The following is a 12,568-nucleotide window of genomic DNA, read 5'->3' on the forward strand; positions in this document are numbered from 1 at the left end:
TCGATGGGATTAAGGTCAGGGCTGTAGGGGGTGGCGTCGCCTTAACCGAGCGTAAGACGCGATAGTTGCTTCGGGGTGAATTTCACGCCTCAATCGGCAAGCAGATTTCCCGCCAGGTCGTGATGGCGTGGGCCCGGAGTTGGCGATGACCGGCAGCGGTCAGGTGTTTTCGATGAAGATGGAAAAGATTGGCGATCTGGCCATGGGTTGAGATGAAGCACTGGCATTGTCGCGCCGACTTGAACCGCATCATGCGGCGCTCTCGTCGTCGCACAGGAAGGTGTGAATTCTCGGCGCGGTTGTTGAGCCCTTTGTGTGAACGATGCTCGACGCCCGGCATGATCTCCCGCTTTACTGCATCGTAAGAGCGCAGCTTGTCCGTTACCATCACGCGTGGCGTGATGCCCTGGCTCTTCAGCAGCTTTCGCATCAGCCGAAGAGCGGCCTTTCTGTTTCTGCAGCTTTGCAGCAGAGCATCGAGAACGTAGCCGTCAGCATCAACGGCGCGCCACAGCCAGTACTTCTTGCCTTTGATGGAGACGACCATCTCATCGAGATGCCACTTGTCAGCAAAGTTGCCGCGCGAGCGTCGCCGAAGTTGATCGGCGAATTGGCGGCCGAACTTTGCGGCCCATTCGCAGACAGTCTGAAACGAGACATCGATCCCGCGTTCCGCAAGCAGGTCTTCAACATCGCGCAAGCTCAACGGGAACCGATAATAGAGCCATACCGCATGGGCGATGATCTCGGCAGGAAAGCGGTGGCGTTTGTAGCGCGCTACCGTGTCGGCGTTTGAAAGCTTTGTCATCACAGGTGGATATCACCCAGATCAATGCATATCCGTTAAGGCGACGCTACCTACGATCAACCTTCGCCTGATCAACGCGAGCGACAACCAGTACCACGTCGTCCCCTTCAAATTCATCGGGGTGGCGCGTGAATTCCCGACCGCGCCACGGGATTCCTTCCTGGTGGCGAATTCAGCCTACATCGCCAAGATGAGCGGGACGAACGTCTCCGAATACGTTCTTATGCGCGCGACAGGTGACCCCGCGCAGCTCGCGAAGACGGCTAAAGCCGCTTTGGCGAGCGATCCCACGCTGCAGGTGAAGGATGTCGGCATGGCATCTCATATAATTGGCTCCAGCCTGACCGCGGTCGATCTGTCGAGCCTGACCACGACTGAACTGGCGTTCGCGGTTGCGATGGCTGCCGCGTCTGCGGGTCTGATGCTGGCCCTTGGCTTTATCGACCGCCGTCGGAGCTTTGCGATCCTGACCGCTATTGGAGCAAAGCGCGATCAACTCGGTTCGTTCCTTTGGGCTGAAGGCGCCCTTGTCGCCCTCGGTGGCACAATCTTTGGATTGCTCTCCGGGACAATGACCGCATGGATGCTGGTGAAGCTGCTCACCGGCGTGTTCGACCCGGCGCCCGATGCGTTGTCGATCCCATGGCTTTACATCGGCGCTGTCGTCACGCTGGTTATCGTATCGGTGATGGCGGCCGTGGGCTTTACAAACGTCCGGTCAGCAAGCGCCACCGTGGAAAGCTTACGCGACCTTTAACAGTCTCGTCCGGCGGCTGGGCAGTCGTCCAACCGCCATCTCCGCAAGCGCCCCCTAATTCACAGCCGGCTTACCCAGCTCTGCACATCCGACGGTCAATGCCGTGGTTAAACCAGCTCGTCTCGTCCTCGTTTCCGTACAACGAGCCAGGATGTTGTCATTGCGCAGGACATAGACTGTCGCTTGGACCGACACCGGCGTGACATGGTCGAGAAGAATTGTCTGAATCACGAAACCGTCCGAAATATAGTCGGAGAGCGTCTTGTCGACAGGTTTCCACTGATCCTGTATCTGGGCTCGTGCCGACGCTACGTGGGCCGCCCCAAGGGCGGCAAGGCCAACAACTATGATTGTACGGGCCATCGATTGGCGACCTGCAAGCATTTTGAAGGATCCTGCCTTTTTCAACCCAACCAGCGTATACGACCGCGCCACACAATGTCCTCTCAAATCGCGTATCTTCGACTGACATCGCAAGTTGCCGCGATTGACCAGCCCAGCAGGAAGGCCGCGAGACAGCGTGGTCAACATGAGCGCTCGGAACGCCGGCCGCTTCAAAGTGCCATTCCGAAATGAGGCAGCGATGCCTCAAGTCTTACGAATCGGTAACTGGCGCGCAAAGTGGCCGAGAGAACAGTGCGGCAATCTCCGTGACGAAGAGAAGGCATGGTGCCGTCTCAACAATGGAGACTAAAATGAAAAAGAACATGATTCTTGCCGCCGCCATGATCGCGGCCAGCGTCAGCGCAGCCAGCATCGGTGTCGCTCTCGCCGACAATCACGGCTCGAAAAACGAAGCCGCTGAAATCCAGTCCATGCTGGGCGCCAAGATCACCGCCGTACAGGCCGCCCAGGCAGCCGAGGTCAAAGCCGGCGGCAAGGCAGCGTCGGTGTCGTTCGAAGGCGAGAACGGAAAGCCGTTCTACGAAGTCGAGATCGTGACCACCGACGAGATGCGGCAGGATGTTTCCGTCGACGCGACCTCCGGCGAAGTGACCAAGATGGCCGCTGCTCAGGAAGACGAGCAGTCCGGTCAGAATGGCGACGAGAACGGGGAGTCAGAGAACGGCGAGTCGGGCGAGAACGTCCAGCAGTAACGCCGACGCTGTTGTCAACTCGCGTCGAGCGGCGTCCGAGACAACCTCGGACGCCGCTCATGTTCGGGAAATTCCGCGAGCGGGATTGCGCCTCATTATGGCCCGAATAACGGAGCCATCTTCCTGACAGTCTCTGCATGCACCGGCCCACCACCTTGCCGTCCACGTCAAGGCAGCAAATAAGGTCGTGGTGCCGTGGCGCTTGTAGTCATACGTCATGATTCGGGCGCGGCCGCGCCTCATTGGGAGCCCGGGATGAACGCGGTCGAGCGCCTGGATCTGGCTCTTCTCATCGATGGACAGGAATACGGCGCCAGCGTCCGGAAGCTCTTCCAGATGACGACAGGTCCGAATATCGATCAACGATATCCGATGCCCATCACATAGTCGCGCAGCAATAACTCCTCGTCTTCCGACTCATGCAGAAGTGCCTGAAGCGCGACCCGCGCATTAAGCACACCTATCGGCCGTGCCTCATCGTCAGTGATCGGAACGTTCTTCAATCCGTGCTCCTTCATCTGCGACCAGACGTCGTTCAAGCCATCGCCGGGGCGGCAGACGACAACGTCCCGGGTCATCACCAATGAAGCCGCCGTTGCGCAAATGGTCCCTTGGCAGTGGCTGATCTGACTGACGACATCGGTCTTCGTAATGACCCCCGCCAGTACACCGGTGGGACTGCAGATGACGACGAGATCGGTCCCGGCACCAAGAAGCTTTGCCGCCTCGATCAGCGGCGCGTCATCCGCAATCATGACCAGCTTCTCGCGCGCTGCCGGCAATACTCTCTCCACGAACATCACTTCTCCTTCCGGTCATATCGCGGCATTGAGCGTCCTTGTCGGAGGTCGATGCAAACCTTGCCCATCGATACCATACGCCCCTCATGCATCATCCGCTCAGCCGCCGAAGGCGATGCGTAAGGTGGCAATGACGCCGGAGGCAGCGAAAGCAAAGCAGCCAAGGCGGACCGCTACCACGATTGGGAGCTTAGCGCCGGTGTGAACGTAGTCCTCGACTACTACCTGGAGGCCGAGCGCAGTATGGTAGAAGAGCGCGATCAGCAACAGCACCATGAAGGTTGTCGCGAACGGCGTTCCAAGCCAGGCGATGAAGGCGGCATAGTCGCTGCCGCTGTGCGCGATGATCGAAGCGACGAACCACAGCGTCAGAGGCACGAGAGCGACCGCCGATACGCGCTCCATCCACCACTGTTGGGAGCCATGCTTGGCCGAGCCAAGCCCGACGGCTCGAGACCGCGGCGAGCGCGTGTCCTGACGATCCATCGGCTCTACCCCGCCACAAAGTAGCTGACAACCCATGCTGCCACGGTGAGCCCGCCGCTCGCTACCACCACCGCCCATCCCGAGATATAGATCGAACGCAGCTCGAAGCCGTGAACGGTGTCCCAAACGAGATGCCGGACGCCGCCGCACAGATGCAGAAAGAAGGCAAAGGTGAATCCGAACAGCACGATCTGCCCGAGCCAAGATGTGATGGCGCCTTGCACGACGGAATAGGGCTGGGGGCCCGCAGCCGCCGCGACCAGCCAGATGACCAGCACAACGGCGCCGGCGCTCAACGCGACGCCGGTGATCCGGTTTGCGATCGAAAGGACCGACGTTAACTGCGGGCGATAGATCTGGATATTGGGAGAAAGCGGTCGGATCCGCTTTTCCGTGGAATTGGGGAGCATCGTTTTTCCAGTTCTGAGGCGATTTAGATTTGCCGTTCGATCACCATCTTTTTGATCTCGGCGATTGCTTTTCCGGGATTCAGCCCCTTGGGACAAGTCCGGGTGCAGTTCAGAATGGTGTGGCATCGGTAGAGGCGGAACGGGTCTTCCAGATTATCTAGCCGTTCTCCCGTCGCCTCGTCCCGGCTATCGGCCAGCCAGCGGTAGGCTTGGAGCAAAACGGCGGGTCCGAGGAAGCGATCGCCATTCCACCAATGACTCGGGCACCCGGACGTGCAGCAAAAGCAGAGGATGCATTCGTAGTAGCCGTCGACCTTGGATCGTTCTTCAGGGGACTGAAGCCGCTCCCTCTCGGGATTCGGCGTCTTCGACTGAAGCCAGGGCTCGATCATCTCATACTGCGCGAAGAGATGCGTGGTGTCGGGAACCAGATCCTTGATGATCCTCATATTGGCCAGAGGGTAGATCGTCGCCGGCGTGCCCATGTCAGAAATGAACCTCGTGCAGGCCAGCCAATTCGTACCATCCATGTTCATGGAGCAGGAACCGCAGACGCCCTCCCGGCACGAGCGGCGGAAGGTGAGCGTCGGATCCACCTTGTTCTTGATCCAAATAAGCGCGTCGAGAACCATCGGCCCGCAGTCTTCGAGATCGACTTCGAACGTATCGAGGCGCGGGTTGCGATCGGCATCGGGATCATACCGATAGACTTCGAAAGTCTTCACGCGCGTGGCGCCGGCAGGAGCCGGCCATTTCCGTCCTCGCTCAATCCGCGATTCCGGCGCAACGTTGAAGTTCCTCGGGACCGGAAATCGCTTGAATAGCGTGGCGCGCGGCACTTGATCCGACGATTCAATGATCATCGGTAGCGCCTTGCCTTCGGCTGGAGGCACGAGCAGCGTGGCGCGTGGCAATTCATCCGACGGCTTGACAGTCATCGTTCGCTCTTTGCCTTGGGCTGGGGTTGTTCGCCCGGCCTGTGCATCGAGGCCGGAAGATTTCGCTCGCCGAAGTTAACTGACGAACGTTGGTGCACGTTCCCAGCCTCGTCGACGATCAGGCGGAAGCGCCGGCTTGCCGAAAAGAAAGTCAGCCGACAGAGGCCGTCATCCTCGTCGACCCCTCGCTCGCATAGGCTGGTAATCTTCCCTTCGCGCATCTGAGTCTGGACAAGCGAAGGCGCGATCCCAAGACCCTCTCCGACAATCGTCGCATCGACCTGAATGGCAGCGTCTTCGAACTCAATCTTTGGCATTTCAAGCTCCATTTACGCGACCGATCGCAGACGCGGCCGATCCGAGGATTTGTTTAGGACGGTTCTCCGCTGTGGAAGCGAGAAGCCCGCTCGACCAGATCAACCATGTGGTCCGCCGCACGAGTGGTCAGCGGATGAGGTATGAAGCCTGGCCTCGGAGATATATAGGGTGCCATTTCGCGAGCCAGCTCGAGCTGACGATCCGACGCGCCGGCGAGCAGGGCAATAACCAGGTTCTCCAGGGCGATGACCCGGATGTGGAGCGACACTAACTCCGCTTCGCCCATGTTCGGAACCGGAGCTGGATCGTTCGACGCCGGAGCTTTCTGTGGGCCATCTGGCCCGGCGCCACCCTCGTTGTCCCACCTGGAAAGCGCTCGTTGCCGCAACAGCGAGGCGTCGGGCGGATTGGAGTCCGGGTGCGTCATTCAGCTATTCCCTTCGAAGGCGTCTCGGTGACGCTCTGCTCTGCCTTGCACCAAACATCGAGAAGCAAGGTCCAGATCGGCGCCATCGCGTACCGAGGCGTGTTCATAATCCAGCGTGCCGATCAACGTCGAAACACCATGTCCAGAACGTCCGGAGTTTCGTCGCGTGCATCAGTCAGTGTCGCCGATCGCAGAGGGCTCGAAAAGCTCTTCCTCGCGTTGCGGGCCGTGCGGCTGTTCCGGACTGTAGGAATGGGTCGCCCTCTCTTCGGGCGTTGCATCGCCCTCCGCGCCAAAGAACGTGGCGTGTAGACCCCAGTAGCTCGACGCCACCACCACAAGCGCCATCGTGAGGCCCGCCGGTACGGCGACCAGTCGCCGCTTCTGATGCGCCGGCGCCGGTGCGATCGCTTCGGAGGCGTAATCCCTTCGAATGGGATCGACGGCGATCAGAACAAGGGCGGCCATGATCATCGCGTGGCCGACGAGATCGATGCGCCCGAACGGGTAAACGGCAGTGGTGAAGATCACGAGCAGCGAGATCGCTGACAGACGCCGCACCAGCGGGCTCCAGATCAGTCCGAAACCAAGCGTGAATTCAGCGATGCCGGCCATTGGAATGAACACGTCCCGCGGCAGCCCGAAGGTGAGGAACGGCCGCTCCTCGACCAGCGGGTAGAACCAGCTCGGATAGGCGAACTTCTCAAGGCTCGACCACATGAGTGCGATCGCCACGCCCCAGAAAAGGACGGTGAACCGCTTCTCGTGCCAGCGAGGGTTGTCGAGCGAGGCCAGAAGCAGATAGCCGGCGACGCCGACGCCGAGGGCGAGATAGTCGAGAAGATGAAAAAGTTCGTAGTCGCGCAGCGCGATCAACCAGAGGACAATAATACCCGCAGCCGAAAACGGCATGGTCTTGCGCGAGAAGATGCCTGCGGCGATGGCCAACTGTGCCCACGACACCAGCTCCGACGGCGTCTTCAGATCCGGCGTCAGATAGACGCCGCCTACGGCGAAGACCGCGACGAAGAAGGCGGCCGTCGTGGCCCGCATGAAATCGTCCGCCCGCCGCGCCCCCGGCCCAGTCAAGCGATCAAGGCCGGCGAGCACGGTTTGACCCAACGCGCGGAGTTCGACGACGATCGTGGCCAGAAGGAAGAGCAGAACCAGAATGATTCCGGTCCAGAACCAGGTGTTTGTCAGTGTCTCGCTGATCGGCTGCGGAGCTGCGTCGACGATATAGGGAGCAAACCACTTGACATGGGCCTCTGCCGCTCCGGACGAAATAGCGATCGCTCCGGCCGCCGAGAGGACGGTGATGGGAACGCGTTGCATGGCAGCGCCTTTGATCCGACTTGCGCTCGCCCGTGCAGCTGGCGGATTTTCAAAGAGCATAGCGTGTTATCCAGAAGCTGGCGACGATACAGGCTGTGATCGTCAGACGCGGCAAGGTGAATGATTTCGAGGTCCCCCGCTGGCGGATATTGTGAATGGACGCTGGGCGAAAGCCTAACGGATAGAACCTTAACCTGCATTTGCAAGATGGCCAACGTTTCCATGCTAGCCAGTCGTATTGGAGGAAACGACGAATTTGCGCCGATCTTCAACTAACTTAAGGCCTGTTGAGATTCGTCGCGGACAGGGCAGGGCGGCTCCACATGCAGTTTTATTAAACCGTACAAGTTCCAGTGACGGGAAGGTCAAGAGGAATACGTGACCACTGCCGCGTTTGTGAGTATGATGATCGCCAAGTCTCGCATGGCGCAACTGCAACGCTGTCGGCTCAGCCGCATAACCCCTTGTTCAAAAAGGCGCCGCGAACACAAAATAGGCCTTGACCTTCCAGTCGTGGGAAAGTGCAAACGTGTATGCACCACCGTTTTAAACCGGAGTTGCATCATGAATAATTCTTCACTTTCCGCTCCTGGCGGGACTATCCGCCAGTTCTCAATCGAGGGCATGACCTGCGCGTCATGCTTCGGCCGGGTAGAGCGCGCCATCGCTAAATTGCCGGATGTGTCCAAGGCATCCGTCAATCTCGCGACCGAGCGCGCAGAAGTCACCTTCGCAGGAGCGCCGGATGTCGGCGCTGTCGTGCAGGCCATCGCGGACGCCGGCTATTCCGTGCCGGAGGACAAGGTCGAACTCTCCGTCGAAGGAATGACTTGCGCGTCCTGCGTCGGCCGGATCGAAAAGGCGCTGAGGGCCGTACCGGGCGTGACCGACGCTTCGGTCAACCTCGCCACGGAACGCGCGGCTGTCCGCTATCTGCGCGGCGTGGTAGATATCGGCAGCCTGATCGGGGCCGTCCGCGCCGCCGGCTACGAAGCGCGCGCCGCTTCGACCGAAACCGGGAATCAGGAGCAGGAAGCCCGTGCGGCCGAGATGACGCGGCTGCAGCGCAGCCTCGCTGTCGCGGCGGCGCTGACGCTGCCGATCGTCGTCCTCGAAATGGGATCGCATTTCGTGCCCGCCATCCACGATTTTGTCATGAACAACATCGAGATGCGACAGAGCTGGTTCGTCCAATTCGCTCTGGCTTCCTTGGTGCTGTTCGGGCCGGGCCTGCGTTTTTATCAGAAAGGCGTTCCAGCGCTGTTTCGCTTCGCGCCCGACATGAACTCCCTGGTCGCCCTCGGCACGATCGCGGCCTGGGGCTATTCGGTCGTGGCGACATTTGCGCCGCAAACCCTCCCGGCCGGAACCGCCAATGTCTATTATGAGGCGGCGGCCGTGATCGTGACGCTGATCCTGCTCGGCCGCTTTCTGGAGGCGCGGGCCAAGGGGCGCACTAGCGAAGCCATCAAACGGCTGGTCGGGCTTGCGCCCAAGACCGCCCGCATCGTCCGCGACGGCCAGAGCCTCGAACTTGCGATCGAGGAGGTGCGGGTCGGCGACATCGTCCTTGTCAGGCCGGGCGAAAAGGTGCCGGTAGACGGCGAAGTCGTCGAGGGCTCGTCCTTCGTCGATGAATCCATGATCACAGGCGAGCCCATGCCCGTCTCCAAGGGAGAGGGTGCGCAGGTTGTCGGCGCCACCATCAACAAGACGGGAAGCTTCTCCTATCGGGCGACCAAGGTCGGTGCGGACACCGTGCTGGCGCAGATCATCCGGATGGTGGAGCAGGCGCAGGGCGCAAAGCTGCCGATCCAGGCGCTCGTCGACAAGGTGACGATGTGGTTCGTGCCAGCCGTCATCGCGGTGGCTGCGCTCACCTTCCTCGTTTGGCTCGTGTTTGGGCCGGAGCCTGCGCTCACCTTCGCGCTGGTCAACGCTGTGGCGGTGCTGATCATCGCCTGCCCGTGCGCCATGGGGCTCGCCACGCCGACCTCGATCATGGTCGGGACAGGGCGCGCCGCCGAGATGGGGGTGCTGTTCCGCAAGGGCGACGCGCTCCAGACGCTCCGGGACGCCGAGGTGATCGCTGTCGACAAGACAGGCACGCTGACCTGCGGCCGGCCGGAGCTGACCGACCTGGTGACCGTTCAAGGGCTGGACCGCAACGAGGTATTGGCTCTGGTCGCTTCGGTGGAGACACGCTCCGAGCACCCCATTGGGGAAGCTATCGTCGAGGCGGCCGGACGTCGGGGGCTAACGCTCGAAGCCGCCCACGGCTTCGAAGCCACACCGGGCTATGGAGTGCAAGCGATGGTCGGCCGCCGCAAGGTCGAGGTCGGCGCGGATCGCCTGATGGCGAAGCTCGGCCATGATCTGTCCGTGTTCGCCGATGCCGCGCGCCGGTTGGGCGAAGAGGGGAAGTCGCCGCTTTATGCGGCGATCGACGGCAGGCTGGCGGCAATCATCGCGGTCTCCGATCCGGTTCGGGAAACCACGCCGGAAGCGATCAAGGCGCTGCATGCGCTGGGACTGAAGGTGGCGATGATCACCGGCGACAACCGCCGCACCGCCGAGGCGATCGCGCGCCGGCTTGGCATCGACGAGGTGATCGCCGAGGTGCTTCCGGACGGCAAGGTCGACGCCGTGAAGCGGCTCGCCGCCAACTGCCGCAAGATCGCCTTTGTCGGCGACGGCATCAACGATGCGCCCGCACTGGCCCAGGCCGATGTCGGCATCGCCATCGGCACCGGCACGGATGTGGCGATAGAATCGGCCGACGTAGTGCTGATGTCGGGAGACCTGCGCGGCGTGGCGAACGCGATCGCGCTGTCCAAGGCGACGATCCGCAACATCAAGCAGAACCTGTTTTGGGCCTTTGCTTATAACGTGCTGCTGATCCCCGTCGCCGCCGGCCTGCTCTACCCGGCCTATGGCTGGCTGTTGTCGCCGATGCTCGCTGCGGGCGCGATGGCGTTCTCCAGCATCTTCGTTCTGTCGAACGCGCTGCGCCTGAAGGCCTTCCGCCAGCCACTCGGGCGCGGCGAAAGCGCTCCCGCGGTCGGCGAGACGCAGCTCGCCCCTGCTGAATGAATGTGGAGCCGCCGCCAGGCGGCTCCCTCATCCCATCCCGATTTTCGAAGGCAAAAGCCATGTCCAGCCATCACCATCCCTGGATCGAGATTTTTTCCACTCCGACCTGCCCCGATTGCCGCGCGCTGAAGGCATGGCTCGAAAGCCAGGGCATCCCCTTCGTCGAGCGCGACCTCCGCGACCCGGCGATCGCCGAGGAGGCCAAGCGCCGCACCGGCGTCCGCGTGGCGCCGATCACCATCGTCGCCGGCGACGTGTTTTACGGCACCTTCCCGCAACAGAAACCCCGGATCGCGGCCGCTCTCGGCCTCATCCAAGCCGCCTGAGAGGAGATACTTCCATGCCGAAAGTCTTCATTCCGCAGGCCGGACGCAGCCTCGAAGTCAATAACGGCCAGACGATCCTGCTCGCTGCGCTCGCCGCCGGCATTCAGTACCCGCACGGCTGCAAATCGGGACGCTGCGGCTCCTGCAAATCGCGCCTTGTCAGCGGCGAGGTCGCCCTTTTGCCCCACACGCCGTTCGCGCTCTCTCCGGAGGAGCGGGCGGACGGGGACTGATCCTTGCCTGCCGGGCGCAGCCGCTCACCGACGCTACAGTCGCCTGGCTCGGAGGCGCCGACGAGATCGCCGATATCCCGGTCTGCCGGTTCGAAGGCGCCATCGCGGCGGTGGAGGATGCGACCCACGACATCAAGCTGATCCGGGTCCGACTCGACGATCGCGGCGCTTTCACCTTTAGGGCCGGGCAGTATGCCCGCTTGTTCTACCCGGGCGCGCCGTCCCGCGACTATTCGGTCGCGAGCCGGCCGGACGAGGAACTGGTGGAGTTCCATGTCCGGCGTGTTCCCGAAGGCGCGGCGAGCCAGCGAATCTGGGCGCGCGCCGCAGTCGGGGACAGGATCGCCATCGAAGGTCCGCTCGGCTCAGCTTTCCTGCGGGAGAAGCATTCCGGCCCGATCCTCGGTATCGCCGGCGGCTCGGGCCTGGCGCCGGTCAAGGCGATGGCCGAGACCGCGCTCGCCAGGGGCATGGGCCATCCGATCCGCATCTATTTCGGCGCGCGATCGGAGCGCGACCTCTATCTGCTCGACCGGTTCGCCGCGCTGACGGAAAGGCACGCAAACCTCAGCTTCGTCCCGGTCCTGTCGGAGGATTCCGGCTCAAGCTTCCGGCCGGGCTACGTCTCCGACGCGGTCGCGGCCGACCTCGGCGATCTCGACGGCTGGAAAGCCTACCTGGCAGGTCCGCCAGCAATGGTGGACGCCGCCGGACCGATACTGCTGGAACGCGGCCTTCGCGCCGCAGACATCCATGCGGACGTCTTCTACACCCCGGAACATGGCGAGAGAACCACGGTAACGCATCCGTGATCGCGTTGGGGTTTGACCTTCCAGCGACTGGAAACCCCATGTTCAAGTCCTGGCGACATGCCAAATCATATGAAGGAGACTGAAATGCTGAAATTGAACGTGCCTGACATGACCTGTGGGCACTGCGTGGGAACCGTGACGAAGGCGGTGAAGAGTGTCGATAGCAGCGCGGCTGTGACCGTGGATCTCCCGTCGAAAATCGTGACGATCGAAACTACCGCCGATGCTTCAAAAATTTCGCAGGCAGTAGAGACTGCGGGATATGCGAACAAGGCGGCCTGACAGCGGCGCCTCTGTTCGGCTCGCGCAGAGAGCCTGTTCGGAGGTAGGATCATCCGATGCTCGACAGGCTGAAATACTGGGCGCGCACGATCAAGCGTGACGTGCATGCCGTCTACCTTGCCGCCGGCGACCCTCGCACACCTTGGTATGCGAGGGCGTTGGCGCTTTGCGTTGCCGGATATGCCTTGTCGCCGATAGACTTGATCCCGGATTTCATTCCGATTTTGGGATATTTCGACGACGTGATAATCGTGCCGGTCGGCATTCTGGCCGTGGTGAAGATGATCCCGCCGGAGGTTATGGCCGAGCACCGAACTGCCGCGGCTCTCGCTGGACGGCGTCCCGCGAGCCGAACCGCCGCAGTGGTGATCGCGTGCATATGGGCAGCGTCTATCGCGCTGACGGCATGGCTCGGGTATCGCTATCTCCGCAACTGAACTTCAATC

15 protein-coding genes and 2 pseudogenes are annotated in these 12,568 nt (G+C 61.6%); 7 read left to right on the forward strand and 10 right to left on the reverse strand.

What is annotated here, in order from left to right; translation table 11 throughout:
• Positions 1 to 82: 82 nt before the first annotated feature.
• Positions 83 to 808, reverse strand: coding sequence for an IS6 family transposase (locus GA830_RS17960; RefSeq protein WP_195165045.1), 726 nt, complete (start codon positions 806 to 808; stop codon positions 83 to 85).
• On the opposite strand from GA830_RS17960, the gene GA830_RS17965 reads away from it, so the two are divergent.
• Positions 783 to 1,565 (forward strand): FtsX-like permease family protein, encoded by a 783-nt coding sequence (locus tag GA830_RS17965; RefSeq protein ID WP_195165046.1) that lies wholly within the window; start codon positions 783 to 785, stop codon positions 1,563 to 1,565. The two genes, GA830_RS17960 and GA830_RS17965, sit on opposite strands and share 26 nt — an antisense overlap.
• A gap of 54 nt (positions 1,566 to 1,619) precedes the next feature.
• On the opposite strand, the gene GA830_RS17970 is transcribed toward GA830_RS17965, so the two are convergent.
• Positions 1,620 to 2,096, reverse strand: a complete 477-nt coding sequence (locus tag GA830_RS17970; protein WP_195165047.1) for a hypothetical protein — start codon at positions 2,094 to 2,096, stop codon at positions 1,620 to 1,622.
• A gap of 164 nt (positions 2,097 to 2,260) precedes the next feature.
• Between GA830_RS17970 and GA830_RS17975 the strand changes: the two genes are divergently transcribed.
• Positions 2,261 to 2,662, forward strand: coding sequence for a PepSY domain-containing protein (locus GA830_RS17975; RefSeq protein ID WP_195165048.1), 402 nt, complete (start codon positions 2,261 to 2,263; stop codon positions 2,660 to 2,662).
• 130 nt (positions 2,663 to 2,792) lie between these two features.
• Here the strand turns inward: GA830_RS17975 and GA830_RS17980 are convergent.
• From GA830_RS17980 to GA830_RS18015, 8 genes and pseudogenes are all read right to left on the reverse strand, one after another.
• Positions 2,793 to 2,986 (reverse strand): annotated as a pseudogene (locus GA830_RS17980) (IS630 family transposase); the annotation flags it as partial.
• Between the two features lie 35 nt (positions 2,987 to 3,021).
• Positions 3,022 to 3,462: a CBS domain-containing protein gene (locus GA830_RS17985; protein ID WP_195165049.1), complete on the reverse strand. Its 441-nt coding sequence runs from the start codon at positions 3,460 to 3,462 to the stop codon at positions 3,022 to 3,024.
• A 99-nt stretch (positions 3,463 to 3,561) separates the two neighbouring features.
• Positions 3,562 to 3,948 (reverse strand): succinate dehydrogenase, hydrophobic membrane anchor protein, encoded by a 387-nt coding sequence (sdhD, locus tag GA830_RS17990; RefSeq protein ID WP_195165050.1) that lies wholly within the window; start codon positions 3,946 to 3,948, stop codon positions 3,562 to 3,564.
• Between the two features lie 5 nt (positions 3,949 to 3,953).
• Positions 3,954 to 4,358, reverse strand: a complete 405-nt coding sequence (sdhC, locus tag GA830_RS17995; protein ID WP_195165051.1) for a succinate dehydrogenase, cytochrome b556 subunit — start codon at positions 4,356 to 4,358, stop codon at positions 3,954 to 3,956.
• 23 nt (positions 4,359 to 4,381) lie between these two features.
• The gene (locus tag GA830_RS18000; RefSeq protein WP_258045709.1) at positions 4,382 to 5,296 is read right to left on the reverse strand and encodes a succinate dehydrogenase iron-sulfur subunit; all 915 of its coding nucleotides are present in this window, start codon (positions 5,294 to 5,296) and stop codon (positions 4,382 to 4,384) included.
• A complete protein-coding gene (locus tag GA830_RS18005; RefSeq protein ID WP_195165052.1) occupies positions 5,293 to 5,613 on the reverse strand; it encodes a DUF6522 family protein in 321 nt (106 codons plus the stop codon). The genes GA830_RS18000 and GA830_RS18005 overlap by 4 nt, the downstream gene beginning before the upstream one ends.
• 53 nt (positions 5,614 to 5,666) lie before the next feature.
• Positions 5,667 to 6,041 (reverse strand): hypothetical protein, encoded by a 375-nt coding sequence (locus tag GA830_RS18010; protein WP_195165053.1) that lies wholly within the window; start codon positions 6,039 to 6,041, stop codon positions 5,667 to 5,669.
• Positions 6,042 to 6,212: 171 nt separating this feature from the next.
• Positions 6,213 to 7,436, reverse strand: coding sequence for a hypothetical protein (locus tag GA830_RS18015; protein WP_258045710.1), 1,224 nt, complete (start codon positions 7,434 to 7,436; stop codon positions 6,213 to 6,215).
• 504 nt (positions 7,437 to 7,940) lie between these two features.
• Between GA830_RS18015 and GA830_RS18020 the strand changes: the two genes are divergently transcribed.
• The 5 genes and pseudogenes from GA830_RS18020 to GA830_RS18040 all read left to right on the forward strand — a co-directional run bounded on the left by GA830_RS18020 (position 7,941) and on the right by GA830_RS18040 (position 12,559).
• Positions 7,941 to 10,469: a heavy metal translocating P-type ATPase gene (locus GA830_RS18020; RefSeq protein WP_195165054.1), complete on the forward strand. Its 2,529-nt coding sequence runs from the start codon at positions 7,941 to 7,943 to the stop codon at positions 10,467 to 10,469.
• A gap of 59 nt (positions 10,470 to 10,528) precedes the next feature.
• Positions 10,529 to 10,795 carry a glutaredoxin family protein gene (locus tag GA830_RS18025; protein ID WP_195165055.1) on the forward strand — a complete coding sequence of 89 codons (267 nt, stop codon included), beginning with the start codon at positions 10,529 to 10,531 and terminating at the stop codon, positions 10,793 to 10,795.
• 14 nt (positions 10,796 to 10,809) lie between these two features.
• Positions 10,810 to 11,840: pseudogene (locus GA830_RS18030) on the forward strand (2Fe-2S iron-sulfur cluster-binding protein).
• An 84-nt stretch (positions 11,841 to 11,924) separates the two neighbouring features.
• Positions 11,925 to 12,122, forward strand: a complete 198-nt coding sequence (locus tag GA830_RS18035) for a heavy-metal-associated domain-containing protein (protein WP_195165056.1) — start codon at positions 11,925 to 11,927, stop codon at positions 12,120 to 12,122.
• 56 nt (positions 12,123 to 12,178) lie between these two features.
• On the forward strand, positions 12,179 to 12,559 hold the full coding sequence (locus GA830_RS18040) for a YkvA family protein (RefSeq protein ID WP_195165057.1): 381 nt from the start codon (positions 12,179 to 12,181) through the stop codon (positions 12,557 to 12,559).
• The last annotated feature ends 9 nt before the right edge of the window (positions 12,560 to 12,568 follow it).

Origin of the sequence: Mesorhizobium sp. NBSH29, from assembly GCF_015500055.1 — a bacterium.
Lineage (GTDB): Bacteria > Pseudomonadota > Alphaproteobacteria > Rhizobiales > Rhizobiaceae > Neomesorhizobium.

What these genes read in the sequence shown, in the direction of transcription:
- GA830_RS17960 (WP_195165045.1), bottom strand. Translation starts at nt 808, where the DNA reads ATGACAAAGCTTTCAAACGCCGACACGGTAGCGCGCTACAAACGCCAC.
- GA830_RS17970 (WP_195165047.1), bottom strand. Translation starts at nt 2,096, where the DNA reads ATGTTGACCACGCTGTCTCGCGGCCTTCCTGCTGGGCTGGTCAATCGC.
- GA830_RS17975 (WP_195165048.1), top strand. Translation starts at nt 2,261, where the DNA reads ATGAAAAAGAACATGATTCTTGCCGCCGCCATGATCGCGGCCAGCGTC.
- GA830_RS17985 (WP_195165049.1), bottom strand. Translation starts at nt 3,462, where the DNA reads ATGTTCGTGGAGAGAGTATTGCCGGCAGCGCGCGAGAAGCTGGTCATG.
- sdhD (WP_195165050.1), bottom strand. Translation starts at nt 3,948, where the DNA reads ATGGATCGTCAGGACACGCGCTCGCCGCGGTCTCGAGCCGTCGGGCTT.
- sdhC (WP_195165051.1), bottom strand. Translation starts at nt 4,358, where the DNA reads ATGCTCCCCAATTCCACGGAAAAGCGGATCCGACCGCTTTCTCCCAAT.
- GA830_RS18000 (WP_258045709.1), bottom strand. Translation starts at nt 5,296, where the DNA reads ATGACTGTCAAGCCGTCGGATGAATTGCCACGCGCCACGCTGCTCGTG.
- GA830_RS18005 (WP_195165052.1), bottom strand. Translation starts at nt 5,613, where the DNA reads ATGCCAAAGATTGAGTTCGAAGACGCTGCCATTCAGGTCGATGCGACG.
- GA830_RS18010 (WP_195165053.1), bottom strand. Translation starts at nt 6,041, where the DNA reads ATGACGCACCCGGACTCCAATCCGCCCGACGCCTCGCTGTTGCGGCAA.
- GA830_RS18015 (WP_258045710.1), bottom strand. Translation starts at nt 7,436, where the DNA reads ATGCTCTTTGAAAATCCGCCAGCTGCACGGGCGAGCGCAAGTCGGATC.
- GA830_RS18020 (WP_195165054.1), top strand. Translation starts at nt 7,941, where the DNA reads ATGAATAATTCTTCACTTTCCGCTCCTGGCGGGACTATCCGCCAGTTC.
- GA830_RS18025 (WP_195165055.1), top strand. Translation starts at nt 10,529, where the DNA reads ATGTCCAGCCATCACCATCCCTGGATCGAGATTTTTTCCACTCCGACC.
- GA830_RS18035 (WP_195165056.1), top strand. Translation starts at nt 11,925, where the DNA reads ATGCTGAAATTGAACGTGCCTGACATGACCTGTGGGCACTGCGTGGGA.
- GA830_RS18040 (WP_195165057.1), top strand. Translation starts at nt 12,179, where the DNA reads ATGCTCGACAGGCTGAAATACTGGGCGCGCACGATCAAGCGTGACGTG.